This is a genomic window from Janibacter sp. Y6, from assembly GCF_040900765.1.
Classification (GTDB): Bacteria; Actinomycetota; Actinomycetes; order Actinomycetales; family Dermatophilaceae; genus Marihabitans; species Marihabitans melonis.
The window spans coordinates 511,456-536,115 of sequence record NZ_JAKLYZ010000001.1 but is presented as its reverse complement, the minus strand read 5'-3'; the positions used below and the strand labels follow the sequence as shown (position 1 = coordinate 536,115).

Below are 24,660 nucleotides of genomic sequence, written 5' to 3'. Positions count from 1 at the left end.
GAGGCACGCGCATGAGCACCGGTCCCGCCGATCTCGAGCTGGGTGGCCCGGGCGGTCTGCGACCCTCACGACGTGCGGTCGTCTCGACCGCGGTCGTCCTCGTCGTCGTCGCCATCGGCCTCAGCTGGGCGAAGTGGTGGCCCTACGCGCACAAGATCGACGGTCTCGTCGGCACCGGCGCGTGGTCGGGCAGCAGCCCGCTCGACGTCGCACGCGACGCGCCGTCGGTGTGGACGGGCGCGTGGGACTTCACCGTCGCCTACACCCAGGCGGTGTGGAAGGCGCTGCTCGTCGGGCTCGTCCTCGCTGCCGGCATCGACGCGCTCGTGCCGCGGCGCTGGGTGCAGCGTCTGCTCACCCGGCGCTCGACGACGTCGAGCGGTCTGCTCGCCGGCGCGCTGTCCCTGCCGAGCATGATGTGCACCTGCTGCGCCGCGCCGGTCGCGGTCTCCCTGCGCCGCAGCGGGGTGCCCGCCCCCTCCGTCGTCGCCTACTGGCTCGGCAACCCGGTGCTCAACCCGGCCGTCCTCGTCTTCCTCGCGCTCGTCGGCCCGTGGCAGTGGGTCGCGGCCCGGCTGCTCGTCGGGCTCGCCCTCGTCGTCGGCGCGGCGGTATTGGCCGGCCGTCTGCTGCCCGGGCGGGTCACGCCCCCTTCGGTTCTCGTCGAGGAGGCGAAGGGGGAGGACGACCGCCCCGGTGGTCCGGTCACCCGCTTCGCGCGCAGCCTCGGGCGGCTGTCGATCACGCTCGTGCCCGAGTACCTGCTGCTCGTGGCCCTCGTCGGCGCGGGCGCCCACCTCGCCCCGGCCGATCTCGACCTCGGCGCCGGTCCGCTCGCGCTCGTCGCGCTCGCCGTCGTCGCGCTGCTCGTCGTCATCCCGACGGCCGGCGAGATCCCCGTGCTCCTCGCTCTGGCCGCGGCCGGCGCGAGCCCATGGGTCCTCGGTCTCGCGCTCCTGCTCCTGCCCTCGGTCAGCCTGCCCTCGCTCGCCATGGTCGGTCGCGCGCTCACCTGGCGGGTGACCGCCGCGGTGGCCGGGCTCACCGTCGCCTCGGGGGTCGCAGCCGGGGCCGTCATCGCGGTGCTGTGATGCCGATCTGGGCGCAGGCCGGGCTGTGGGGTCTCATCGCGGGGGGTGCGCTCGTCGTCGGTGCGCTCGTCGCGTGGTTCGTCGACGTCCCCCGTCGGGTCGTCGCCTCGGTCATGGCCTTCGGTGCCGGGGTGCTCATCTCGGCGTTGTCCTTCGACCTCGTCGACGAGGCCGAGACGACCGGTGGCCTGCTGCCCACCGTCATCGGCTTCCTCACCGGCGCGGTCCTCTACCTCCTGGCCAACATCGCGCTCGCCCGGCGCGGCGCGCGGCACCGCAAGCGCGCGGGCGACGAGCAGCCCGGGGAGGACGAGCAGGAGGGCAGCGGGTCGGCGATCGCCGTCGGCGCGCTCCTCGACGGCATCCCGGAGTCGGTCGTCCTTGGCCTGTCGCTGCTCGGCGGAGGCGGTGTCGGGGTGCCGGTGCTCGCCGCGATCTTCATCTCCAACCTGCCCGAGGGCCTGTCGAGCGCGGCGGGCATGAAGCGCAGCGGGCGCTCGGCGCGCTACGTCTTCGGGGTGTGGGGCGGGGTGGCCGTCGCGAGCGGCCTCGCCGGGCTGCTTGGGTGCCTGCTGCTCCAGGGTGCCTCGCCCGAGGTCGTCGCCGCGATCACCGCGCTCGCCGCCGGCGCCATCCTCACGATGGTCGCCGACACGATGATCCCCGAGGCCTTCGAGCGCACGCACATGTACGCGGGGCTCATCGCGACGCTCGGCTTCCTCACCGCCTTCGTCATCGGCCGGGCCGGCTGAGACGAGGGCGGTGAGGGGAGCCGGGTCTCGGCTCAGGCGCCGGCGCTCTTCTCCTGCGTGAGCAGCTCACGGACACGGGGCGCGACGCTCGTGCCGAGGAGCTCGATCGAGCGCATCATGTGCTCGTGCGGCAGGCGGCCGTGCGAGTACTTCAGGTCGAAGCGCTGGACGCCGAGCAGGCGCACCGTCCGGGCGATCTTCTGGGCCACCGTCTCGGGGGAGCCGACGTAGAGGGCGCCGTGCTCGACCTCGCGCTCGAAGTCTCCCGGCTGGGCGGGCGGCCACCCGCGCTCGGCGCCGATCGTGTCGCGGTTCTTCGTCCAGTGCTCGCGCAGCTCGTCGCGCGCCTGCTCGTCGGTGTCGGCGACGTGGCCGGGGGAGTGCAGACCGACGGGCAGCGCCGGGTTGCCGAGCTGGGCGTTGGCCTGGTGGTAGAGCTGGACGAAGGGGGCGAAGCGCTCGGCGTCGCCACCGATGACGGCGAGCATGAGGGGCAGGCGGTAGCGCGCGGCCCGCACGACCGACTCGGGGGAGCCGCCGACGGCGATCCACGCGGTGAGCCCGGCGGCGGTGCGGGGGAAGACCTCCTGGTCGACGAGCGGCGGTCGGGTCGAGCCCTGCCAGGTCACCGGAGTCTCCTCGAGCAGCCGGGTGAAGAGGTCGAGCTTGTCGCTGAATAGCTCGTCGTACTGGCGCAGGTCGTGACCGAAGAGAGGGAAGGACTCGGTGAAGGACCCCCGCCCGAGGATGACCTCGGCCCGCCCGCTCGAGATGGCGTCGAGGGTGGCGAAGCGCTGGAAGACGCGGATCGGGTCGTCCGAGCTGAGCACGGTGACGGCGGTGCCGAGACGGATGTGCTCGGTGGCGGTGGCCAGACCGGCGAGGACGACGTCAGGGGCCGAGATGGCGTAGTCGGGTCGGTGGTGCTCGCCGACGCCGAAGAAGTCCAGCCCCACCCGGTCGGCGAGGACGCCCTGCTCGACGACGTGCCGGATCACCTCCGGGTAGCTCTCGGTGCGCCCCTGCGCGTCCTGCGTCACGTCGCCGAAGGTGTCGATGCCGAGCTGCAGCCCGGACCCCGTCTCGCTCGTCTCAGTCATGGCGGCCAGAACGGTGGCGGGGCCCCGCTCATTCCTCGCCGGGCGCCGGGTCGGCGGCGGCGGGGCCACCCCGACCGGTCGTCCGGGGCCTCTCGTAGCCGCCCTCGGGCGGCACCATCTCGGCTCGCACGCCGAGGAGCCGGATGGGGCGGTCGTCGTCGAGCGCGCGGAGGAGCTCGGTCGCTGTCCGGGCGATGACGAAGGGGTCGTCCGTCGCCTCGGGCAGGGTGCGGATGCGCGTCGTCGTGAAGAAGGGGGCGAAGCGCACCTTGAGATGCACGCGCTGGCACGCTCGGCCCTCGGCGCGGATGTCCTCGACGACCTGCTCGGCGAGGGTGTGCAGGGCGGCCTCGACCTCGGCGGGGTCGGTGAGGTCGTGCTGGTAGGTCGTCTCGCGCCCGTGGGCGCGGGGGACCCACGGGGTGTCGTCGACGACGTCAGGTCCTTCGCCGCGACCGAGCCGCCCGTAGTGCGGGCCCATCCGGGGTCCGAACTCGCCGGCGAGCACCGCGTCGTCGGCTGCGGCGAGCTGGTCGACGGTCTCGTAGCCGTGGGTCGCCAGGCGAGAGCCGATCCGGCTGCCGACGCCCCACAGGGCGGTCGTGGGGCGGGCCCCCATGACCTGCGACCAGTTGCTGCGGGTGAGGAGGAAGACGCCGCGCGGTTTGCCGAGGTCGGTGGCGATCTTCGCGCGGACCGTCGTGTCACCCACGCCGACCGAGCAGTGCAGCTGGGTGGCCTCGAGCACGGCCGCGCGGATCGCCTGGGCTTACGCGACGGCCGCTGCCTCGTCCCCCTCGACGTCATCCCCCTTCGTCTCGATCCCGACGAAGGCCTCGTCCCACCCGAGGACCTGCACCGTCGCACCTGGCTGGGCGCGCAAGGTCTCCATGACGACGGCGGACGCGGCGTCGTAGGCGGGTGCGTCGACGGGGAGGAAGACGGCCTGCGGGCAGCGACGGACGGCGATCTTCAGCGGCATGCCCGAGCGGATGCCGAACTCCCGTGCCTCGTACGACGCGGTCGAGACCACGGCCCGCTCGCTCGGGTCACCTCGCCCGCCGACGACGACCGGCAGCCCTGCGAGCTCCGGGCGCCGCAGCACCTCGACGGCCGCGATGAACTGGTCGAGGTCGACGTGGAGCACCCAGCGCGCCATGGGTGTCAGTGTGCCCGGAGTACCCCGGCCCCACCCCCTCTCGCGAGGTATGGAGATCGGTCGCCAGACGGTCTGGATCTCGACCGATCGCCATACCTCGGCGAAGGGGGAAGCGCCCGGTGCGCCCTCGCCGGAGCACGACGAAGGCCCGGCACCCCCAACGGGGACCGGGCCTTCGTCAGCACTGCTCAGATGTCGTAGTAGTGAGTACCTCAGCGCGCTGACCTGCGGAAACAGCTCCTACGAGGGCTCATGGGGTGCACTCGGTACGCTCAGCATCGCGTCGATGGCCGCCTTCGTGCGCTCAGTCGACGACGGCATCAGATGTGTGTAGGTCCTCAGGGTGAAGCCGGGGTCCGCGTGCCCGAGGTACTCGCTCAGCGCGAGGATCGACTCACCCGCATCCAAGAGCGTACTCGCGTAGAAGTGTCGCAGAGCGTGACAGCCGTTCTCGCGCTTTGCCTCCAGGCCCGCTGCGCGTAGCGCTGGACGCCAGATCTTCGGGTTGAAGTAGTTGCGGTTGAGTGCACGCGACTCCCGCGAGTACAGGATCAGGTCAAAGGTCCGTTCCGGCCCCTCGCTCTTGTCCCAGGGGAGCGTCACCGAGCGCGGCGGGTAGCGCGTGACATGGTCGTTGATGAGCTCGAGGACACGGTCGGGGAGGGGCACGGTGCGGATCTTGCGCCCCTTTGGCAGACCGAACAGTTGGCGATTGCTCCCGAGCAGCTTCTCCTGGCGCTTGATCTCGATCTCACCAGTGTTGAGGTCGATGTCGTCCAACGAGAGCCCGAAGATCTCGCCCTGCCGAAGCCCGAGCCCGATCCCGAGATCGACAACGAGCTTGAACTGGTCCGGCAGCTGATCGCGTACCGCCATGGCCTGCTCGCGCGTCCAGGGCTTCAGCTTGCGCGGATCTGATTTCGGTCGCCGGACTGATGGCGCCTTGCACGGATTCTTGGGGATCAGGCCGTCGTCGACGGCGGCCGTGAACACCGAGGACACGTTGGCGTACATGACCTTCTGGTAGTTCCCCAAAAGGCCGGTGAGGGTGCGGAGCCATCCCTGAATCGTCGATGGCTGAATGTCGGCGAGGTTGCGACTTCCGAGATGAGGCATGACGTGAAGTCGAAAGCGGAGTTCGACCATCTCGACGGTTCCCTCTTCGAAGGTCTGCGCCGCCAGCCACTGTGCGGCGTAGTCGTCGAAACGCACCTTGCCGGCGTCGGGGTCGATGTAGTGGCCCCGGACGATGTCTGCGGACACCATGGCGGCGAAGCGATCCGCCTCGACCTTCCTCCGGAAGGTCTTGGCGCGGGCTCGGCCATCGGTCTCCCGCCAGCGGACCCGGTAGGTAACGGTCCGCTTCCCGTTGGTCGCTGTGCGCTCCCGTCGCTCAACCCACGCCACGATCCACCGCCAGATGCTCCTCCAGCCACTCGCGGACAGTCGCCGGGTCGTAGCGGAGATGCCGCCCGACGCGATACGCGTCTGGGCCACAGCCCTTGTGCCGCCACTGGTAGAGCGTGGCGACAGGGATGCCGAGGAACTCGGCCACTTCGTCGGCGGAGAGAAGTCGCTCCATCTTCTGCCGCGCCTTGGGGACGCCGCCCCTCGCGTTAGAGACCTGGGACATCGGACTGAGCTCCCTTCGCGGGCGGACGGTGGATGAGGGCGGCGAGGAGGTCCGCCCGGCTCGTTCCCGCTGACGAGACGGAGGGCTCTTCCGGAGGTCGCAGGTGCTCCCGGGCGGTCCGGATGACCTCAAGATCGGCTGCGCGTGCGACGGGCACGAAGCGTTCGCGGACCGGATGGACCCAAGCGCCCGTCGCCGCTTACGAGCCGAGGGACCGTCACGCGCTGGACGAAGGCTCCGCGCTCGACTCCGGATTCGAGGATCTCGGTGATGCGCGAGTCGAGTCGACGGAACAGTGTCTGGAAGCCGCCGAGCATCCTCGGTTCGACAACGGTCTCGTGAGGTAGAGCCTTAAGTCGGCTGACGGCGTTCGCGGCCTCGCCCGCGGCGGCCTTGCCGTTGCCGAGCCGCCCTCCGATGTTGCGCAGCTCTCGCTGGATGCGTGAATAGGTCTCGGCGCGCGCCCTCCATTGCCCAGCGAGGTCAGGGTCGATCCGTTCGGCGTACGGCGCAAGGCCAGCGCTGAGCAATCGCTGAGAGTCGACGACCAGGCGCAGGTTCATCGCGTCGGGGAAGGACGCCAGCCTCACGAGCAGGTTGTGCTCGGCTTGGAGTACGCCGAGCACTCCCGGCTTGGCTGGGCCTCCGATGGGCTTGGTCCGTTGGCGCCAGCCTGTTTGGTCGACGCTGTAGTCAGGCTGCCCAAGGCTGACGTCCAAGGCTGTGGCGAGCGCCGCCCAGCCGAGCCGATCGCACCCGGCGAGGGGAGCTCCCATCCGGGGGTGTTTTGATACCGGCGGTCCAGTACGACGAGAGCCTGACTGATCGCCGCGACGTCGCCTGCGATCGTTCGCGCCTGTGCTGCGGTCAGGTGGATCGCCTGGTCGGGCGCGGTGTCGTGCTCCGCGAGCGCTGCGGCGCGAGCTGCGAGTCGCCAGTGCTCGATGACGGAGTTCGCGCTGGGGGTCGTGAACTCTTGGCTCGACGCAGGCAGTGTCGTCGCCTGATCGGGAGCCGCCTCCAAGGCCCGAGCCAGCTCAGCCACCGCCGCGCCATGGTCGCTTGCCGCACGGAAGGGGTCGGCCGGCTTCTGCGGAACATTGGGGAACGTGAGAGGTCGCGCCACTCCTATGGCCTGCGCGCACCAGACGAGAACGGTCTGCCGGAAACGCAGGATCTGCTGGCCGGCCGCGGCGCGCTCAACGGATGAGTCCTCAGCGAGTCGGCGCATGATGCGGTGCTGGCGAAGCAGCGCAGCCAGCTCCGTGCGCATCTGTGCGCCGTTCTCGCCGTACATCAGCCGATGTCAAGATCGTGTGCGTCGACGAGCATCGCGAGGATCAGCTCAACCGACAGCGGGTCGATGCCGTAGCTCTCGAGCTCTTCGATGGCATTGCTCGCGACGGCGAGCAGGATGTCTCGGTCGTCGGCGAGGTCCTCGGCGTCGAGTGCCGGGCATTCGTCGCCGTGCACCCGGTCGAGTTCGAGTAGCGCGCGCTCGTACGCGGAGGAGGCATCGAGCGTCAGCGCTCGGTCGGCGAGGGCCGCTACGTAGGACCTCGCTTGAGCGAGCGTCTGTGCGTGGGGGAGAAGCATCGTCCCTCCTTCCGTGGGTCGGATACCGACTCTGAGCGGGCCGAGGTGGCCGGCGTTCGCTTGCTTGGCGTTCTGTGGATGAGTCCGAGCACGAGCTGGCCATGGCGGGCTCCTGGACTCAGCCGATGAGCTTCTGATTGGCGATCGCCGCGATGCGGCGCCTGCGGAGCACGTCGTCTCGGACGAACGCCGCGAAGTCTTCGTCGCGATTCCGGATCTCGACCTCGGTGCCTACCGGTGGCGCTGACTCGCCGGGCCACGTCGTCTGCCTTGTCGGCCGGTCGCGATCGAGCCGCGTACCGCAGATCGAGACCCAATCGCGCAGGCGGTAGCGAGCATCGGAGAACTCGCGCATCCATGCGATCGGAGCCGACGGTGATGCCGACTCGTGGTAGCAGCTGAGCCAGTGGCAGTGGAGGGCTGAGAGTTCCCAGACGAGCTCGTCGTGGCGGTGCCAGTACGGCGGCACGATGTTGGGCGGAAGGCCGAACGTGCTCTTGAGCCACTTCACCCAATGGTCGAGATCCCGCCACTCGATCTCGGCCTGCTCGGCGTCGAGCAGGTTCCAATTGATCGGAGCCGGTGGGCGCTCGAGTAGGTCGGTCACGCTGCGCCAGGCATCAGCGTCGTCGGGCTCGTCCGGGAACGGACTCATCGCAACGCCCGGTCAGAGACCGACGGCGGGTGGTTGCGGTACAGCGGTCAGCGGCCGGTCGGCGGCGTGGCGTCCGCGCTGGACGACGTAGTCGGTCTTGTTGGCGTTGTGGCCGATCTTCCGGGCGACGAACTCCTCCTTGATGACGCTGCCCTCGCGGCCGTCGACCTCGTACTCGTGGACGTAGCCACTGGCTACGAAGGAGTCGCCCTTGCGGAAGCGGGCGTACGTCTCGCGGGCGGTGCTCTCGAAGGCGACCATGTCGTGAAAGGTCGGGTCGAGCTTCCTGAAGCTGCCGTCGACCTCCTTCCGCCACTGCTTGATGCTGACGCGCATGCGGCAGCACTCGGCGCCGGACTTGGTGAAGTGCAGTTCGGGTGCGGAGGCGATGAACCCGACCAGGCTCATCTGGGTAGGGATGGACATGCGTACTCCTAGCTGTCTGGTTGCGCCCGAGGGAGCGCAAGCTCTCAGCAACTAGGTGCGCAGGAATTGCCATCGACCCGGCGGCATGTCCCGCTTGTCGACGGCGTACGCCGAGCCTCGGTGCCGAACGCGAGTCAGTGGCAGCGCGAGCACCCTGAGCCGCGGGCCTCATTCGCGAGCGGGCACACGCGACACTCCGGGCAGATGTAGCGGTTGGCAGCGGTTCGCGCCCAACATGGTGAGGACAGCGCATCTTGTCCATAGATGCGCTCCACCCATCCCGGACCGGTGATCTCAGGGTTCAGCAGGCGTTGGTCAGGCTCGATGATGGGGATGCGTGCCTGACAGTTCCCGCAGCGCTCGTGCCCCCATCGAGTTCCGCAATTGAGGCACTTGATCTTGAAGACATCCCCTTCGCGTTGGACGCTCCCGGCCCCCGCCTGCTCGGAGCAGACTGGACAAGTCAGGAGCAGAAGTACGGACGCAGCCGCACGCTCGAATGAGGCCTTCAGACCGGAGATGTACTTGCCGAAGTCGCGCTGCCAGTCAGACCCTCGAACGCCTGCTGATAGGTCGGCAACGACTGCATCGAGGCTAGTTTGCTCGGTTGGCGTGAGCGGACGCCGAAGTCGCAGTCCATCCTCCCGAGCGAACAGTGGTGACAGGTTGCGCTGGCCGATGTCAGCAGATACGAGATGGTCCACAATCCGAGCGGGCAGCGGCCCATCGCTCGCGACGATCTCCGGCGGGTATGCGATGAGGGGAGGGATGCGCAGGGCCGAGGAGACACCTCGGGCTACACGTTCGAGGCTGGTGGTCTCCAGCGGGGACGCTGGCACACCAACCAAGGCGCCTCGCGAAACGAGAGCGTCATCCCGAGCGGAGGACATCGCTGCGGCAAGTCCGTGGTCCGGGTTGTTACGGATGGCGGCGGCTCCGGCGAGGTAGACGACCAGCGTTGGGGCTTGAGCTGCCGCCTCCAATTCGCCCCAACGCTCACCGAGCGCCTCGTGATCATCGTCCGGTCCCAGGACGTCGATGAGCGGGACGATGCGTGTGCTCGATTCGAGGCACATCAGTGTGAGGACACCGTCTTGCCCTCGAAAGAGATCAGCTTGTCCCCAAGATCCGACCAACGCGACGCTTTCCCCAGGTCCCGGAAGGGAATCCGTGGCGGGTCTGTAGCCGAGATCATTCAGCGCGCGGACCACGAGGCCAAGCACGTAGAGATCGAAGGCCTCGAGCCTGCCGACAAGCCGCTCCTGCTTGTCCTCAGCCGATTCAACGGCCATCTCCGGCCGCTCGAACGCCGTCCATACCTCGCCCGAGGCGCGGTAGTGCCGATCGTTGATGATCACGTTCGTTCGCCGCAGACTGCGCTGTCCCGTCGACTTTCCCTTGAGCAAGAGCAAGAGGGCGCTTCCGCGCAAGGCTTGGATCCACGCCGCAAGCTTCTCAAGCGCTTCCAATGTGGCCGCCGCTTGCACATGGGACTCGGCGGCCTTTTCGGCATCGTCGCCCCAGAACGAATAGAGCCGCTCGGTCCGCTGGTAAGTGCCTACGTGCTGGGCCGGGTTCAGTTCCGCAAGGTCAGAGACCAGTCGTCGAAGCTTCCGAATGCGCGCGAGAAGTGCAGATGACAGGATCGGATGAACTAACTCCGCGACCATTCGGTTCTCGTAAAGATTCGCGTCCTCATCCCTGGTTACAGCGAGGGCACGCCGCGGTACCGGCCCGGAAAGAGTCCTGCCCGCCCAATCCTCAGTGTGGGCGGCAAGTCGCTCGAGCGCCCTTCTCGCGGGACGCTTCACCCGAGCGACCGGCAGGAGTTCAGCTCGTTCGCCGAGGCGTGTGATGAACCGCTCGGTGATGTGTGCGATTGACGGAAGCTTCTCAGAAAGGAGTCGCTCCCTCTGCTCCAGCCGCAGTGTGTCCTCGTCGTGGCCGGCGAGGAGGGGTGCCCCGACGAATTGCTTCCATGACCCTGTCGCTGCCGCCTCCTCCAGCGTTTGCCGCAAAGAGGCAATCGCATCGATGTCCTCCGAGGTGGCTAGATCCCGCGACTCACTCCCCGTAACTGGGTCAAGTAGGTGCGAAGCGCCCGATGCCCATCGGCCGGTCCAACCCGGACGCCGTGTGCTCCGCATCCCGGAGAGACGGTCGTGCTCGGAACTCACGATCCGAATCCACCACGAAGCTTCTTGGACTCAGTGCGGAGGGCCTCAAGCGTCTTGCTGGGATTGTGGGAGGAGTCCAGGTCCAGCCATTGGATTTCGATACTCTCCGCGAGTGCGTCCAAGTCCTCCGGGCGCACGCCGAAGCGGTTCTCAAGTTTGCGGACAAGCTTGGTGGCCACCAGGTGATCGGCCGCCTCGGTCAGATCGCCACCGGCATCCAGGACGACCGGTACGAACGAGTCGATCTGCCGTTCGAGCCGGTTACCCCAGCCCACTCCGAACTTCTCGAACTCCTCACGCAGTCTCGTCCGGAGGAAGTCCTTTACCTTCCGTGCATCCTGCGCGTAGTCGCGCCCTGCAGTGATGAATGCCTGCTCGAGCGCCTTAAATGACACGGGGCCACTTGCTCTGCCGGGATTGGATGCCTGGAACGGAACGTAGGTCGACGGGAGAACTTGAACGTGGGCTCGGTCGTAAGTCTTGTCGGCAAAGGCAACCGTCGTCTCGTCGTGGTTGGCAGTTCCCACGAACCAGACGTTCCGAGCCAGCGGGAGGCGTGAGCCCTCGAACAGGTTGGGCAGGTTTGGGATCTCGCTGGTCAGCAGGTCGAGGTGACCGCCTTCTGTGGTCGCGTTCTCCAGAAGGGACAACATCACACTGAAATACTGCTCGGGATGCGCGAGATTCATCTCGTCCAGGACGATCACCATCGGACGATGGGCGTTTGCGGGCAGCAGGGCTCGGTAGAGGGCCTTGGTAAATTCGCTCTCTGCGAAGCGCTTCTCGAACGCGTTGTAGTACCCGAACAGATCGTCCTTATCGCGCCATCCAGCCTGGACCTCGACAATCTGCACAGCGTCTTCGCCGGCGAGCGCCTTGAAGAATTCGCGAGGCAGGCTTGTCTTTCCTGTTCCCGAGATCCCCTGGAGCAGGTGTAGCCGACTCGCGGCAAGGCCCGCGAGGAAAAGGCGGACGTCTGCCTCGGAGTAGTAGAAGCTCGTTGTCGGGTTCGTTGCCATTCGGTTGCGCAGCTCGTCCACCAGGTCGGCCAAGGTGTCGAAGTCGCGCGCACTAACCTCACGGGCGAGGTTGGGATCATCGTCGTAGTCGGAGCACGCCGGGAATGGGCGAGTTGAGCTCTCCTTCGCCTGGAGCTCCTCCCAATCAGTCTTTTGCTGGGCGATGGCCTGGCGTAGCGTCTCGCGCTGGGCCGCAAGAGCGTCCCGTTCGTCCCTGAGGATCTCAAGCTCGCCGACGTTGACCAGGTAGTGGCGGAGCTGATTGTCGAGTTGGTCGTAGCGGCTGCGCCAATGCGTGGCTTCGTTCTCAGCGTCAGCGACCCGCTGTGCCTTGCTCCGCAACTCCGCTATCTGGTCTGCCGGGGGCCGGCGTGACAGTTCGTCGTTCTTGGCCCGCAGTTCCTCGGACAGCTGCTCGATACGGTTCTGCAACCCCTCCGGGTCGCCCCCGAAGCGGGCTAACTGGTTCCGAAGCTCACGATTCTCGGCATCCTTTTTCGCGACGCGCTCCGCTTCTGCCTCAAGTCGCGCTGTCGCGTCGGCGAGCTCGTCCCGAACGCCCGCGATCTCGAGCTCGACCCGCCGTTGAACCTGAGAGTCAAGAGCGGCTTCCTTGGCCTTCAGGAACTCCGTCGTCGAGGTGATCTCTGCCTCTAGGGTCCGCACCTCGGCCTCGCGCTTTCGGAGCGACGCCCAGTCCGCATCGAGCTGCGTCCGCTCCGCAGTGAGGCGGTCGCGCTCCACTGCGCTCGCCTCGAGAGCTCTGGCCTTGCTCTCCGCCCCCCATGTCGCGGCGTCGATGAGCATCGCGTCGATCTTCTCGGAGACCTCTCTGGTCGTAGCCCTGAGATCGTCAACGAACCCGGCCTTCGCGGCCAGTCGCTTTGCTTCTACGTCCTTTTCGGCGGCAGCAAGTTCGGCTTCGCGAGCGGCGAGGAGCGCTTCCTGGTCACCGAGTTCCGTCCGCTTGGTCTTGAGCTCCGCTTCCAAGCCCAAAAGCTTCTCTCGAGCGCGCTTGTAGTTCTCCCCATGCTGCCTGACTTGGTCATACAAGTTCTTCAGCCGCGTGGGGTTGATCGCGGCGACTACGGGTCCGGCCGGCGCTACCTCAGCGGCGACGTCTTCAGGAACCGTGGGCAGGTTGGCGAGGCCCTCTTCAACCTCGGTCACCTTTCGAATATCGGCTTCCTGGCTCCCCGCCGAACCACGCGGAGGAGTCCCACCATGTCTAGCCTTCTGCTTGGCCATGAGTGCTTCCTTCCTCGCTCAGCAGGAGTTGCCCTAGGTGCGCCATCTGTCTGGCTAGCTCCACCAACTCCTGCGGCGGGGAACCATTGACAACGATCGAATCGTAACGAGCAGCCACGACAGAAAGGTCGCGTATGCGTGGATCGGTCGACCGCAGGCGAGCGGCTAGTAGCTCAAGGACCTTGCGGCGCGAGTCGGACCTCGGTGCCGACGCCCAGCGAACCGCGACGTTGGCGCCGAGCCCGTAGTTCTCGCTGACGGTTCGACAGTCATCGTTGGACAGGAGAGCGTCCGCGGCTGCCAGTCCAGCGTGATGGCGGTACTGATCGACCCATCGACCCAATGCGAGGTCGATGAGAGCGGTGAGATGTGGGGTGGCGAGCGTCCGAAACTCCCCGACGCGGAGGTGCTCGAGTGTCTCGGCGAGTTCGTCGAGTGACAGCTCTAGGGGCGACTTCCTCACTTCGAGGGTGGCCATGGGAACCGTCTTTGCCCACTTCGCAACCGACTCGTGCTGATCGACTGCTGTATTCAGCAGACGACCGAGACTCAGATGGGGCGCGTCCTGCGTTGTCAGCACTGCGAGGCCGCTTTGATCCTTGGTCACCGGGCTTACGACCAGACACGGTTCGCCCGAGCTGATGACGGCGGTCCGCATCCGGGCGTCGTCGGATCGGCTAAATCGAGCCAACTCGACAGCGGTCGGCTCGAGGTCTCCCGTTTCATGGGTGTCCAGCAGCAAGGCGTCGATAGACGTTCTGCGACCCGCGGTTCCCGATTCGAACCGTCCCCTGAACGACCCGGAGAAGCGAATCTCAAGGGCCTCCATCTGCTCGCCAGGTTGCGGCCAGAGCTCTCCCGTTGCTGCGTCGCGATACACCCAGCCCACCGTGGACCGCAGTGCCACGACGCTCTTACCCGAGCGGGAGGCATCGAGCCGCTCCTGATTCGCTGTCGCGAGCAGGTACCGGATCAGCGGTTCTGGAAGTTGCAATAAGTCGGCGATCCTCGAGGGGTCGGTCTCACCCGCCTGTCGGATACGTAGGACCGTGTTGAGGATGATGTCGTGTTCGACGGGCTCTTGGTCCTCGATGAAGACTCGCCACCTTGTCGCTGGTGTGACGAGTGCGTGTCGAACCTTCCACGACCAAGCCCCGAGGAGGTAGGGCGGCAGACTCTGGTTAGCGTCGAAAGCCATCGGCGCCCCCTGTCATGTCGTAGAAGGCGGCCAGTGCCGGCACGGCGGCGCGACCTGCGTGGGAGGTCATGTGCGCGACGTCCCCGACTGCGATCAGTAGTCGCTTCTGCCGGGTCATGGCAACGTTCAAGCGATTGGGCAGAACGAGGAACCCGTAGGGATTCGCCTTGCGGACGCCTGGCCGGCTTGACCGGGTTGTCGAGAGATACACGACGTCGAACTCACGCCCCTGGAACGCGTCGACCGTGCCGATACGAACCCTCGGGAGCCCGCGTGCTGTGTGGAGCCAGTGCAGGGCCGGGTTGATGACCCACTGGTCCTGGCTGTTCCTGACTGCCAACCCGCTGGCAGCCATGCGATGCCAGATCTCTTCGACCTGGCCGGTGTAGAAGGTGATGACTCCGAAGGTGAGCTCGTCTGATTCCCGTAGAGCATCAGCAAGTTCGCGAACGACTACTTCTGCCTCCGACGGCCGAGAGATGCTCGTACCTGCTCGGCGTTCTCCGCCGGCCTCGTGCGGCACGTCCAGCCATCCGCAAGCGGAGTCTCCGTACCTTGGGAGGCCGTGACGGAACAGGGCGGGGTCGTTGATTCCGTTCTCAACGTGCTCGCCGTAAGGCTCGTAGAACTGCTCGCTGATAAAGCGCCCCAGCGTTGGATGGGTTCGAAACTGCCGGTCGAGCGTGATGACGCGCTTGTGACCGTCGGTTCGTCCGAGCACCTGCAGGGTCGTGAAGAGACGCTCAAACATCGACTGTCGCAACGTTTGTTCGACGACGTCGCTTGCGTGACGGGTGGAGAGCTGGGGGAGAAGGTTGTCGTCAAGGAGTTGAGGCAACTGGCGGTGGTCGCCGACGAGGATGATGCGATTCGTGGCCAGACTCATTGGAATCATGAGATCAAGCGGGTTTGCCCTCGCTGCTTCGTCGAGGATGACGGTGTCGAAGAAGCCCCGGTGCGTGTCGCGCATCGCTCCTGATGCAGCCTGCTGGCACGTTGCGGCAAGGGCCCGTGAGTGCAACTGCAGCGACCTGCGCACAGCCCCGGGCTGGTGCGCAACCGCGTCCCGGTAGTCTTCCACGGCGAGGTCGACATCACTCGTCGACTTTCGGACCTCGGCCTCGATCGAGCTGACCGCCCGATCCAGAAGTGCCTCGACCTCGGGTCTCGTTGCCACGATGCTTGACGCTGCGCGAGCGTTCATCACCTTGTCGAGCAACACCCGCTTGAGGATTGCCATGTACGCCGATCCCGTGTACGAGTCGGCTCCGGTCGCAGCATCGTCGAGCATTTCTCGCTGCCGGTCGTCTAGGAGCCCGCGGATCTCTGTGCTGAGGGCTGCGTCACGGGCACGCTCTCGACCATCGTCATCAAAGGACTCCGGCAGCGTCCTGAGCCTGCGCGCCAAGGCAGCAACCTTGCGATGCCCCGCAGATGAGCCTCCGCCGCCCAAGTCCTGCTCAACGCGCCTGGCGAGCCTCCTGGCCGTGCCGGACACCGAGCTGTCGGTCAGGCGGGTTTGGCTCGCGAGCCAATCCAGGAGATCGACGGTGCTCGGGACATCGAAGGGCTGAGCGAGGTAAGCAGCGAGCCGCTCGCGAAGCTGCCGCAACAATTGAAGTAGCTCGCTTGGGCGTTCGCCCGCATATCGATCGTCGAGCCGCTGCTGCAGGTCCGAGGCCCATGCTTGTAGGTATGCCTCGTCGTCGGTCCCTCGGTGACGAGCACCGACCTTTACCGCGGGGAGAGCTCCGTCGTCCGCTGCTTGGATCAGGTTTTCGACCGCGTCGTGCTGGTAGCTTGCGAAGAGAACACGCTTGTTGCTGGCCAAGTGGCCTGCGCTGATCTCGGCCAGTCGAGCCTGGATCGCTGCGATGACCCTCGTCTTTCCTGTCCCAGGCGGGCCTTGAATGAGTACCAGATCCTGCGAGTTGATCGCCAGATCGATGGCTTCGATTTGAGCAGGCGTCGGCTCGCCGCCGAGCAGCGCCCGGGACCGAGCGGAAAGGGGTTCGTGGCGCTGGGCGCGGCCGACGGGATCTGGACGATTGCCGGCCAGGATCAGTGATAGCTGGCGGGCAGGAGACGTTCTCGCCAGTGCGACTTCTCGTTGTGCGGTTTCGCGTCGGCTGATCCGGATTGAGTCAGTTGTGTAGACGCCGTAAACCTCGCCTTTCGCGGGAATGTCACCTCTGCGTATCTCGCGCTCGGGAGAGAGGAGCAACGTGCCACGGTCTGTGGCTCGGGCTTCGCCGATGACGAAGCCGCGCTCGGACTTGATCGGGCGTGGGCTGTCGGGGGTCCGGTTCGGGACGTTGTCCCTGAGGAAACTACGACTGAGCGATGCCTCTAGACCGACAGTGTCGCTTCCGATCCGCTCCAATAGGGTGATCACCTGGTTGTTCTGAACGAGGTCGAACTCAATCGTGCCGTCGCTCAGAACCTGGTACCGGTCGTACTCGGCCCAGCCGATCTCCTGAGCGACCTCGCGAGCAGCTTTCTCCTCGAGCTGGCTGTACTCGTTCCAGATGGCGAGGAAGGCGTTCTCTGCCTCAGACAAGCGCTTCAGCTCAGCTCTGTCTTCGGCGCTCACGAGCCCGACTCGAGTGTGGTCCTTGATCTCGATCCTGCCGCGGACCAGCGTCAGGCGCTGGGTTCGGTTCCGTGGCTTCGCGGTCACTCGGACGATCGCCAGACGATCCTCTTCGAGGCCAACGTCGGCGACGATTCCTGACCCAACCAAGCGGAAGCCGGAGTTGCTAATTTCGCCGGCGCCGGTGGCGACGACGGCGACCGGATCGTTGGAGTCGAGCGTTAGCTGGGTGGTCAGCCATGAGATGACGTCCGCCGACGCATCGTTGCGTCGCCGGTAGCGGTTCACGTCAGAGACCGCCCGATCGTCGACGCCGATTTCGCGCGCTTCTGACCATTGCTCGACGGCGTCGAAGCGAAGAATCCTGAGGTCGGTCGCTCCTGAGGTCGACCCGGTTGGATTCATCGCGGAGAGGAGCTCCGCGAGATAGGCGCCACGGCCGGTGACCTCAGCAAGCCAGTCGGCATGGTGGAGGGTGGGCAACTCACAGAGGAGAACTTCCCGGCCTCGGCGCACGACGACGTGCAACGGCGTCACATCGATGCTGACGAGCGAGCCGGGCTGGAGAGATGTGCTCCCAAGAGGAACGAGGCTGATCGCGCGCTCGTCGGAGCGCGCAAGATTGTCTATTTTCATGCGGCATCGACGCGAATGATTCGGAGGGTGCGGGCCGGTCGTCCGCTCGTCGCGACGCGGACGCGGTACTCCTTTTGGGGCTCCGGGTAAGGGATTGCCGCGACTCGCTTGCCAGCGCCATCTGTGACGGTGATGCCTTCCGCGGTGTTCACCTCGAACCCCTTCGCCACGGGGCTGAGCATTACCAGTTGATCTCCGGACGCGTAGCCGCCCCAGAGGTGTCGTTCGGTGATCCCAGTAGAGCGAGATGGTGAGAGCACAAGCGAATCTCGCGCTTGCGGGGTGATGCCCGCCCAATCCGTTCCGCCCCATTCGGGAAATACAGTCGCCAGGATCGAGGGAGGCGACTGACGGCCGCACGCGGGGCACTGAGCTAGTAGTCGGTAGTAGGTCCAGCCGCACCCGTCAGTGCATTCGACGACGTTGTCGTGGGCGAGCCAGAGCGCATCGCGCCACCTGGCGGCGCCTGGTCGCACGAGTGGGTTGAGCCTGCCTTCGCCGAATGTTGTGAGGGCCAGTTGCTGCATCCGCCCGCTTAGGGCGACCGAGAAGAGCTTCGATGACAGGCTTCGATGAGGCAGGCGATTCGAGTCGTCGCCAGGATCGGCAACGTAAGGGAGACGTCCGGAGTTGATGGCCATGGCTGCCTCATCGCCGTCCAAAGTGTCGGCGGCTACACCCTCCAGCGGGTGGCGCAGCACGAGCAAACGAAAGGTCAGAATCGCCAGCGTGTAGGCATCCGCGAGCGTCGATGGCGGCGCCTTTCTGGTAACGCGCTCCGGGACTGCGTACCCGGGGAAGCCGATGATGTCCCACTTGGGGTTCGCTCTGGATGTCAGGTTGTCGGTGTCGATGAGCCACGTCTCTTGTCGGCTGACGTCATCGGACACCATGACGTTATTGGGATTGAGATCCACGTACGCAAGGCCACGCTCGTGGAGGGCCGCCAAGCATTGGGCAACATTTGCAGCCAGCGCTAGCCGACGCCGAAGGCCGCCGGTGCTGCGATACCAATCAGTTCCACTGGTCTCGCGCGGCCCGAACTCACGCGGAAGGTAAGGCTCTGCGAGGGGGTTCATGTCCGCGGCCAGCGGCATGAGGTAGCCAGAGCCGCCTTCGCGGATCAGTGAGATCGGTGCCGCCAGCTGTAGGCCGTCCAACGGCAGGCGCCGAACTTCCTCAATGCGCGCAAGGTCCTCGCTGCGTTTGAGCAGCTTGATGGCAAAGCCGAGTTGCCCTTCCACGCGGTAGACGACCCCTTGAGCGCCGGGCTTCCCGATCTGGTCGCCAAGTACGTACTCAATCCCGGTGTCGTCTCTGACACGACTTCCGGACAGAGCCTCAGAAGGCATCGTCTTGCCGCAGTTGTGCAATCGACTCGTCGGTGGCGACGAGTGATTGCACGCCCTCGTCGGACATGATCGAGAGGGTCACTTGCGCCACCGTGTTCGTTACCCACTGGAGGAAGTTGCGGATCTCCGCGGCCTCGCTCGCTTCCCGCACGTCTCCTCCCGATGCAAACCGTCCGAGAAGGTCTCGATCGGCGTCGGCGCCAATCGCCAAGGCGAAGCGAGACGACTTTGAGCCGCGCTCACTGTCGACAAGCGCCTCGAGTTGCCCTGATAACGCAGGAACAGGGAGACCGTCCGATATCAGAGCGATGGTCGGCCGGTAAGCCTTCGATGAGATCTCGTCCCGGTCCTCGATGAGCTCGCGCGCCAGCTCGAACGCATGGCCCATCGGCGTCTTGCCGCGGGCTGCAAGGGGAGTGAACGCGACGTCTGCAACCGGAACATTCCGCTGGATAATCTCTGCCGACTCGCCCCCAAACGCGATGAGCGTCAGGGTTATGAACCCGTGCCCAGCGTCGACGGATGCCAGTTCTTTGATCATTTCAGCGACGCTGTCGTTCAGGACATCGATCTTGTCGTCCTGACGCATGCTTCCGCTGGTGTCCACCAAGAGGATCACCGGAAGGGTTCTTGCCTGGACGGGCTCGATGTCGTCAAGCATTGACATTTTCAGTTCCGTTCAGCTCGGAGGAATGGCGGGGTGGCCAAGTCGGGCTCGTAGGTTCCGCGCGGGCGCTTCTTGCCTGAAAGTCTGATGTTCAGGCTTCCTCCGGCCAGCGATAGGTGCTCGGCATGTGCGAGGACCTGTTGGACGCCCACCTGCAGTGGTGCACTTGCGCCGTTCGCGCGGACGATTCGCGTGCCGTTCTTGGATCCGAGTTCTTCAACGAAGATGCGACCGCCGGTGTTGGTCAGCCTGAGGTGGTCCCTGCTTACTTTGTTCGCTGTGGGGTCATCCAAGACTTCGCGCACGTCGTACCTGCCGACGTCGCGACCGCGACCCACGGTTAGCACCGCACGCTCGGCGAGCGGGAGTCGATCCACCTCGTCTTCACCCAGGAGGAGCACGATTTCCTTCGTGCTCTCGCGGGGTCCCAGCTTCACTGCGGGCGTGGAGCAGCCCGGGCAGACGACCTGCCCCTCGCGGAAGGCCGGGTCCTCCTCGATCACCGCTTTCCCAGCCCAGACGCAGCCGCTGCTGGCGCACCGCCATTCGTAACGGAGAGCGTCGCGCGCCTCGGGACTCTTGAACCCCTTAGGAGTGAGGTCGGCCTCCTCGATCCGCCAGGAGACTTCCTCTGGTGCGATCGCGGTGTAGTCGAGTTGCTTAAACCTCATGGAGTCGTCCGCAAGTACCGGCTTCCAAATGCGATCCGTTCCTTGGAGCCACGGGAACTCGCGCCGATGGTCTCGAAAGAGATCGGTGGTGATGACGGCGGCGCTCTCAAATTGGGTGGCGAGTTCCAAAACTTCGGGGTCAGCCCAGGACACGGAACGAGCCATTCGCTTGCGCTTCCATTCGGACAGCTTTCGCTTTCCGGATTCGTCGAGCTTGTACCAGAGGCTGTTGTCCGCAACTCCGTAGAAGCGGGCACGCGGGTCGTGTTGGTCCCGCCAGGCCTTGACCGCAGACTCCACCCAGTCCCACCTTGGCTCACCCCTGAGCAGCACGATGGGGGAGAGGTCGATGATGACGCTCGGCGGCGGCGCTGTTCCCCAGGACTGCATGCGGCTCATCCTAAGGACGCCCTCCGACACGAGGGGTGCAAACGGTGGAGGCGGGTGAGGCCGTTTCGGCAGTGGGGTGACCGAGGCTGTGTCAGCCCTGACGCTTGGCCCAGGACGTCCATCGGCGAAGCGATGTGACGATCGGGGGTGCGCTCCGGAGGAGCACGAGGCCGGTGCCGAACGGCAGGGTTCGTATGCGCTCTGGTGGCATCACCGCGACGCGCCGAGTCGACCGTTGCAGCGAGCGCTGGCCGTAGTCACCGATGCTCAGAGTGTCGGAGCGCTCGTCGCGCTCGCCGATGAGGACCGAGAGTTCCTGCAGGTCCTTCGAGGCTGACGCGCCTCCGAGGATGACCTTGACGATGCTCGCGTCCCAGATGGTGCTGGCCCCATGGTCGCCCCACTTGTTGCGCGCCTGGGCCAGCGACTGGAGGACCGGCATGGGCGTGATGCCCGTGCCGCCGCCCTCGGCCATCAGGACCGGAAGCGTGGGGAGCGGTGCGAGGTTGCCGATCTCGTCGAGCGCCATGAGTACGGGAGGGTCCAGGCGCGAACCGGGTGATGCGGCGGCGAGGTGGCGGGCGACTTCGGTCAGGTCTTCCATGAACGCGGCAACGAGCGGCCACGAGGCTCCCGCGCCGGCTCCCGTGGCGAGAAGGTAGAGCGTGCCGTTCTGGGTGAGGAAGTCGCGCGGGTCGAACGCCTCGCCGGTCTCCGGGCTGACGGCGTCTAGCACGGCAGGGTCGGCGAGGCAGGAGAGGGCTTGGGCGACGGCCATCCAGATGGAGTCACGTGTGCGGGGGTCGGAGGTGATCATGCCTTCGAGCGAGTCCGACCATCCCGCAGCGGCTTGCGGATGGCTGGCAAGGATGCCGACGGCGTCGGTTGCGGCAGAAGCGGACAGTGACCACTCGAAGAGGGCCCGCGTCGGTAGCTTCTCGAGCGCGGCCGCGTGGAGGAGCGCCTGAAGGGCGGAGCGGGCTTTGCCTTCCCAGAAGCCGCCGGACTCCGTGCCGCCGGAGGACAGTCCCGTCGATGACGCGAGACCCGCCGCGCGGATCATCGATGTCAGCGGGCGTTCACAGCCGCGGATCGGTGACCAACGAACGCCGCAGCCCTCCACTGTGGGCAGTCCCACCGTGAGGTGTTGAGGGTCGAACACGGCGACAGGCCCGCGTTCCCGCCGGGCGTCGATGGTGGCGGCGATGTTGTCTGGCCGCGTGGATGTGGTGACGACGGCGCCAGGCGCGTCGAGGATGGCGTTGATGACGAGGTGGAGTCCCTTGCCGGAACGTGGTGGACCGATCACGAGGATCGAGTCCTCGACCGAGGCCCAGATCTCGCGGCCGCAACTGCGCCCGATCAGGTATCCGACATCGTTCGCGCCACGTACTGCGGGGTTCACGCCGGCGCCTCGAACGGGGTGACTGTCATGGAGCTCATCCCGAGGAGCACGAGCCCGTCGCGGGTGGTGGCGAGCAGCGCGGGAGGGAGGTTGAGTGACGCGTTGCCTTTGTCATCGGCGTTCTGGCGTACGACGACGTAGGCCAGCGCAACCTCCTCGCCGGGCTGAAACCCGGCACCAGCGAGCGCCGGAGTTAGCGGGGCGGGTGGCTGCTCCGCCCCTGGTGCCGGAGTCGGGGGAGTGGCGACGTCGGTGAAGGTCGAGCCGTCGGCCTCATGTACCTCGACGCGCACAGGCGCGCCGAGGTCTGAAGTGATTTCGTCGATCACGGCGCGAAGGTCGCCACGGGTCCTGCCCTGCTCGGAATCGCGCGGGACACCGTCGACGTCGATCGCGAGCACGCCATCGGCGTCGATGGCGACGTGAACGACGCTCAGCACGACGGGGATCTTCATAGCCCGAGCACCGTCCCATCACGGCGTGCGGAGGTGGTGACAGGAGCGGTCCCCGTGCGGTGGCTGAGGGCTTCTCGGTCGAGCCCAGGCGGGTTGCCGTCGCCGACCTGCTGGGTGTCGACCTTGTCGAGGATGCCGAGCGCGGTCGCGCGGACGCGTTCGGCGGTTGACTGGACGACCTCGACAGGATTCTTGCCGGGGACACTCGCTGCCCAGGTCGACACGTACGGCACCGTGTAGGAGGAGGTGTCGAGCCCGTGGGCGGCACCGACCATGAGCGCGACTGATTCGGCTTCCACCTCGGCGATCCCACGGTGCAAGGTCGCGTCGGCGGCGGACTCGGTCGACAAGGCGGTCTCCGGTGGCGCGTGGAGGAGAACATGGCCGAGCTCGTGGGCGAGCGTCTTCACTTGGGCCGCCTCGTCCATGTCCATGCGGACCGAGAGCGTTGGTGTCTTTGGATGGATACACCGGAATTTCAGAAGCGGGATCTTACGGCGAGCCCTGTGTTGCGCGCACGCGTTGCGGGCGTCAAGGAGAAGCGAAGCGAAAGCGGTCGTGCAGCCACACGTGCACTGGCCGCCACACCCCATCTGTTCGGCGAGCGTCGACAACCAGTGGGTCACTACCTCGGCATCCCGCAGACCTTCAGCGAAAATCGCCCGTTCGCAACGGCGGCGCGGCTCGACTCATCGACAATCGCGTCAATCAAATTGTTCACGGCGCCAGACGGCGATGGATTCCTGTTTGCGATCGTGTCATCGTCTATGTTCATTACTTGGCAGAAGACAGTTGGCGGGCGCTTGGAGTCGCGCCCGTCGTTCTCTAGCAGTGTCGTCTGGCACACTCTTCCCCTGCCGCCGGTTCCTTCTGGCCTACCTCGACGAGGGTCTCCAATCGCTGGTGGAAATGATCGAGCGAGCAGTCGGACTTCCAAGTGTCGCGAAGCTGCCGGTCTCCACACCGCGCGTGCTCGTTTACCGGGTCCTGGCTGCCCTCGTCAGGCTCTCGGTGTTCAGTCGACCGACGGATGTTCGCATGGCCTTCCTCGATACCTCGGGCTACGGGGGCGGGCCAGCCCACTGGGTTGAGCAGTTTCCGGAGGTCCAGCGAAGGATTGAGAGCCGTCGACGGACGTTCCCGAGCGCGTGGGCTCACAGCTTCTGGGATCCGGGCTACACGTTCTGGCACGCATCTATCAATGGGCTGGCCTTCGCCGCCGACACCTTGACCGGCGACGCGTGGTCGGCGGCCGGCCGAACGATCAACATCGGCGAAACGTACAGCGCTCTCGGTCGCCACATGCCTCGCCTACTCGCAGCGATCCTCGAGTTCGGCGCGGAGAGCTAGGAGCCAAGTCGGAGCGAGTAGCGGTCGACGTACTCACTGCTGGTCACCGCAGGATCGAGAAAAACGGCCGGATCGACATGCGCGAAGCGGTCGGGATTCCGAAGCAGCCTTGACCACACCTCATCAACCTTGTCCCCCAGAGCCTTGGTCTCAGACCGGACCAACGACTGTTGGTAGCCAGCGTTTGCCGGGTCAAGGACGTGCAGTACCCGAACGACGTCGGCCTCCAGGACACGGTCTTGCTCTAGGCGGTAGGCCAACAGCTGCTGGCGCATCAATTGGTAGAGCGGCTCGTCGAAGAGGAAGTCCAAGTCGACGAGATCCATCCGAACTGGTCCGTCCACTGCCTCCAGATCGACCCCGTAGCGAGCCTCCCGCGTCTTGTTGTAGCCAGGCGGGGGCTCTACTGCCTCCAAGTACGCCTCGGTGTACTTCCACTCGACGAGCGCAATCTCGATCCGCCCAGTGGACGTTCGGTAGCGAAACGCTGCGTCGACACTTGTGCACCTTGAACCACGGATCCGCTCGCGTCCCTTGCCTTCATTGAAGTAGTCGGTAGGCCCGATGTACTCGAACGTAAGGAAGCGACCCCGCTCGATCTCCAGCACCGCGCCGATGTCGACCAGGTGACCGAAGGCTGACTTGATCTTCAGGGGCTGGCTGACCATCGGGTAAAGCGCGTTGACGCACTGGACCTGCGACGAGAGCAGGTTGTTGCCAGGGCCGTTGTCGATGCCCGCGTGCCACGGGATGCCTAGCTCGATGAACAGCTGGATCGCGCCGCGGCGAACGTGGGGGAGGAGGTTGTGGGCGGCGAATCCCGCCGGCAAGCAGTGGTCGTAGCGTCCTCGCGGTTGACCGTCCTGGTTGATCCAGGGCGCCGATGCGCGGGCCTCTTCGGTCAGCGTATTGCTCCGCTTCTTCCAAGCGGCGGCCAGAGCCTCGTGCTCTGCCTTGAACTGCGTCTTCTTCATGTCGTTGGCGACCATAGATCGATGGTCCGACACATCGCGGGGATAGCGTGGGGGGCAGTCCAGCCGCGCCCACTCTCGTGCAAGTCGTGGGGCCGCGCGCGGCAGCGTCCCGA

21 protein-coding genes and 3 pseudogenes are annotated in these 24,660 nt (G+C 66.1%); 4 read left to right on the top strand and 20 right to left on the bottom strand.

Annotated features, from left to right (window positions below):
* Positions 1-11 precede the first annotated feature (11 nt).
* A complete protein-coding gene (locus tag L6241_RS02545; RefSeq protein WP_368244643.1) occupies positions 12-1,091 on the top strand; it encodes a permease in 1,080 nt (359 codons plus the stop codon).
* Positions 1,091-1,843: a ZIP family metal transporter gene (locus L6241_RS02540; protein ID WP_368244642.1), complete on the top strand. Its 753-nt coding sequence runs from the start codon at positions 1,091-1,093 to the stop codon at positions 1,841-1,843. Before L6241_RS02545 ends, L6241_RS02540 begins: the two co-directional genes overlap by 1 nt.
* Positions 1,844-1,875: 32 nt before the next feature.
* On the opposite strand, the gene L6241_RS02535 is transcribed toward L6241_RS02540, so the two are convergent.
* The 19 genes and pseudogenes from L6241_RS02535 to L6241_RS02445 form a co-directional block, all read right to left on the bottom strand.
* On the bottom strand, positions 1,876-2,943 hold the full coding sequence (locus tag L6241_RS02535) for an LLM class flavin-dependent oxidoreductase (RefSeq protein ID WP_368244641.1): 1,068 nt from the start codon (positions 2,941-2,943) through the stop codon (positions 1,876-1,878).
* A 28-nt stretch (positions 2,944-2,971) separates the two neighbouring features.
* A pseudogene (locus L6241_RS02530) lies at positions 2,972-4,102 on the bottom strand (DNA polymerase IV).
* A 240-nt stretch (positions 4,103-4,342) separates the two neighbouring features.
* On the bottom strand, positions 4,343-5,509 hold the full coding sequence (locus L6241_RS02525) for a tyrosine-type recombinase/integrase (RefSeq protein WP_368244640.1): 1,167 nt from the start codon (positions 5,507-5,509) through the stop codon (positions 4,343-4,345).
* Positions 5,496-5,735 carry a helix-turn-helix transcriptional regulator gene (locus tag L6241_RS02520; RefSeq protein ID WP_368244638.1) on the bottom strand — a complete coding sequence of 80 codons (240 nt, stop codon included), beginning with the start codon at positions 5,733-5,735 and terminating at the stop codon, positions 5,496-5,498. The genes L6241_RS02525 and L6241_RS02520 overlap by 14 nt, the downstream gene beginning before the upstream one ends.
* Positions 5,736-5,863: 128 nt before the next feature.
* Complete coding sequence (locus L6241_RS02515; RefSeq protein WP_368244637.1) at positions 5,864-6,325, bottom strand: hypothetical protein; 462 nt, start codon at positions 6,323-6,325, stop codon at positions 5,864-5,866.
* Positions 6,322-7,032: a hypothetical protein gene (locus tag L6241_RS02510; RefSeq protein ID WP_368244635.1), complete on the bottom strand. Its 711-nt coding sequence runs from the start codon at positions 7,030-7,032 to the stop codon at positions 6,322-6,324. The genes L6241_RS02515 and L6241_RS02510 overlap by 4 nt, the downstream gene beginning before the upstream one ends.
* A complete protein-coding gene (locus L6241_RS02505) occupies positions 7,032-7,331 on the bottom strand; it encodes a hypothetical protein (RefSeq protein WP_368244633.1) in 300 nt (99 codons plus the stop codon). Before L6241_RS02505 ends, L6241_RS02510 begins: the two co-directional genes overlap by 1 nt.
* Positions 7,332-7,449: 118 nt before the next feature.
* Positions 7,450-7,986, bottom strand: coding sequence for a hypothetical protein (locus tag L6241_RS02500; RefSeq protein ID WP_368244632.1), 537 nt, complete (start codon positions 7,984-7,986; stop codon positions 7,450-7,452).
* Between the two features lie 12 nt (positions 7,987-7,998).
* Complete coding sequence (locus tag L6241_RS02495; RefSeq protein WP_368244631.1) at positions 7,999-8,412, bottom strand: single-stranded DNA-binding protein; 414 nt, start codon at positions 8,410-8,412, stop codon at positions 7,999-8,001.
* A gap of 134 nt (positions 8,413-8,546) precedes the next feature.
* Positions 8,547-10,430 (bottom strand): hypothetical protein, encoded by a 1,884-nt coding sequence (locus tag L6241_RS02490; protein ID WP_368244629.1) that lies wholly within the window; start codon positions 10,428-10,430, stop codon positions 8,547-8,549.
* Between the two features lie 155 nt (positions 10,431-10,585).
* A complete protein-coding gene (locus L6241_RS02485) occupies positions 10,586-12,856 on the bottom strand; it encodes an AAA family ATPase (RefSeq protein ID WP_368244627.1) in 2,271 nt (756 codons plus the stop codon).
* On the bottom strand, positions 12,837-14,054 hold the full coding sequence (locus L6241_RS02480) for a hypothetical protein (protein ID WP_368244625.1): 1,218 nt from the start codon (positions 14,052-14,054) through the stop codon (positions 12,837-12,839). Before L6241_RS02480 ends, L6241_RS02485 begins: the two co-directional genes overlap by 20 nt.
* Positions 14,038-17,283: a DEAD/DEAH box helicase gene (locus tag L6241_RS02475; protein WP_368244624.1), complete on the bottom strand. Its 3,246-nt coding sequence runs from the start codon at positions 17,281-17,283 to the stop codon at positions 14,038-14,040. The genes L6241_RS02480 and L6241_RS02475 overlap by 17 nt, the downstream gene beginning before the upstream one ends.
* Positions 17,280-18,527 carry a lipopolysaccharide kinase InaA family protein gene (locus L6241_RS02470; protein WP_368244622.1) on the bottom strand — a complete coding sequence of 416 codons (1,248 nt, stop codon included), beginning with the start codon at positions 18,525-18,527 and terminating at the stop codon, positions 17,280-17,282. The genes L6241_RS02475 and L6241_RS02470 overlap by 4 nt, the downstream gene beginning before the upstream one ends.
* A 97-nt stretch (positions 18,528-18,624) precedes the next feature.
* Complete coding sequence (locus L6241_RS02465; RefSeq protein ID WP_368244621.1) at positions 18,625-19,296, bottom strand: VWA domain-containing protein; 672 nt, start codon at positions 19,294-19,296, stop codon at positions 18,625-18,627.
* Between the two features lie 8 nt (positions 19,297-19,304).
* Complete coding sequence (locus tag L6241_RS02460) at positions 19,305-20,363, bottom strand: FHA domain-containing protein (protein ID WP_368245140.1); 1,059 nt, start codon at positions 20,361-20,363, stop codon at positions 19,305-19,307.
* A 78-nt stretch (positions 20,364-20,441) separates the two neighbouring features.
* Positions 20,442-21,741: pseudogene (locus L6241_RS02455) on the bottom strand (type IV secretory system conjugative DNA transfer family protein); the annotation flags it as partial.
* A 23-nt stretch (positions 21,742-21,764) separates the two neighbouring features.
* Positions 21,765-22,223 carry a hypothetical protein gene (locus tag L6241_RS02450; RefSeq protein WP_368244620.1) on the bottom strand — a complete coding sequence of 153 codons (459 nt, stop codon included), beginning with the start codon at positions 22,221-22,223 and terminating at the stop codon, positions 21,765-21,767.
* Positions 22,220-22,690 (bottom strand): ImmA/IrrE family metallo-endopeptidase, encoded by a 471-nt coding sequence (locus L6241_RS02445; protein ID WP_368245139.1) that lies wholly within the window; start codon positions 22,688-22,690, stop codon positions 22,220-22,222. Before L6241_RS02445 ends, L6241_RS02450 begins: the two co-directional genes overlap by 4 nt.
* Between L6241_RS02445 and L6241_RS02440 the strand changes: the two are divergent.
* Positions 22,604-23,026: pseudogene (locus L6241_RS02440) on the top strand (type IIL restriction-modification enzyme MmeI); the annotation flags it as partial. The gene L6241_RS02445 and the pseudogene L6241_RS02440 overlap by 87 nt on opposite strands.
* A gap of 100 nt (positions 23,027-23,126) precedes the next feature.
* On the top strand, positions 23,127-23,573 hold the full coding sequence (locus tag L6241_RS02435; RefSeq protein WP_368244619.1) for a hypothetical protein: 447 nt from the start codon (positions 23,127-23,129) through the stop codon (positions 23,571-23,573).
* Here the strand turns inward: L6241_RS02435 and L6241_RS02430 are convergent.
* Entirely contained in the window at positions 23,570-24,562 is a 993-nt protein-coding gene (locus tag L6241_RS02430; protein ID WP_368244617.1) for a hypothetical protein, read from the bottom strand. The genes L6241_RS02435 and L6241_RS02430 overlap by 4 nt on opposite strands.
* Positions 24,563-24,660: the final 98 nt, after the last annotated feature.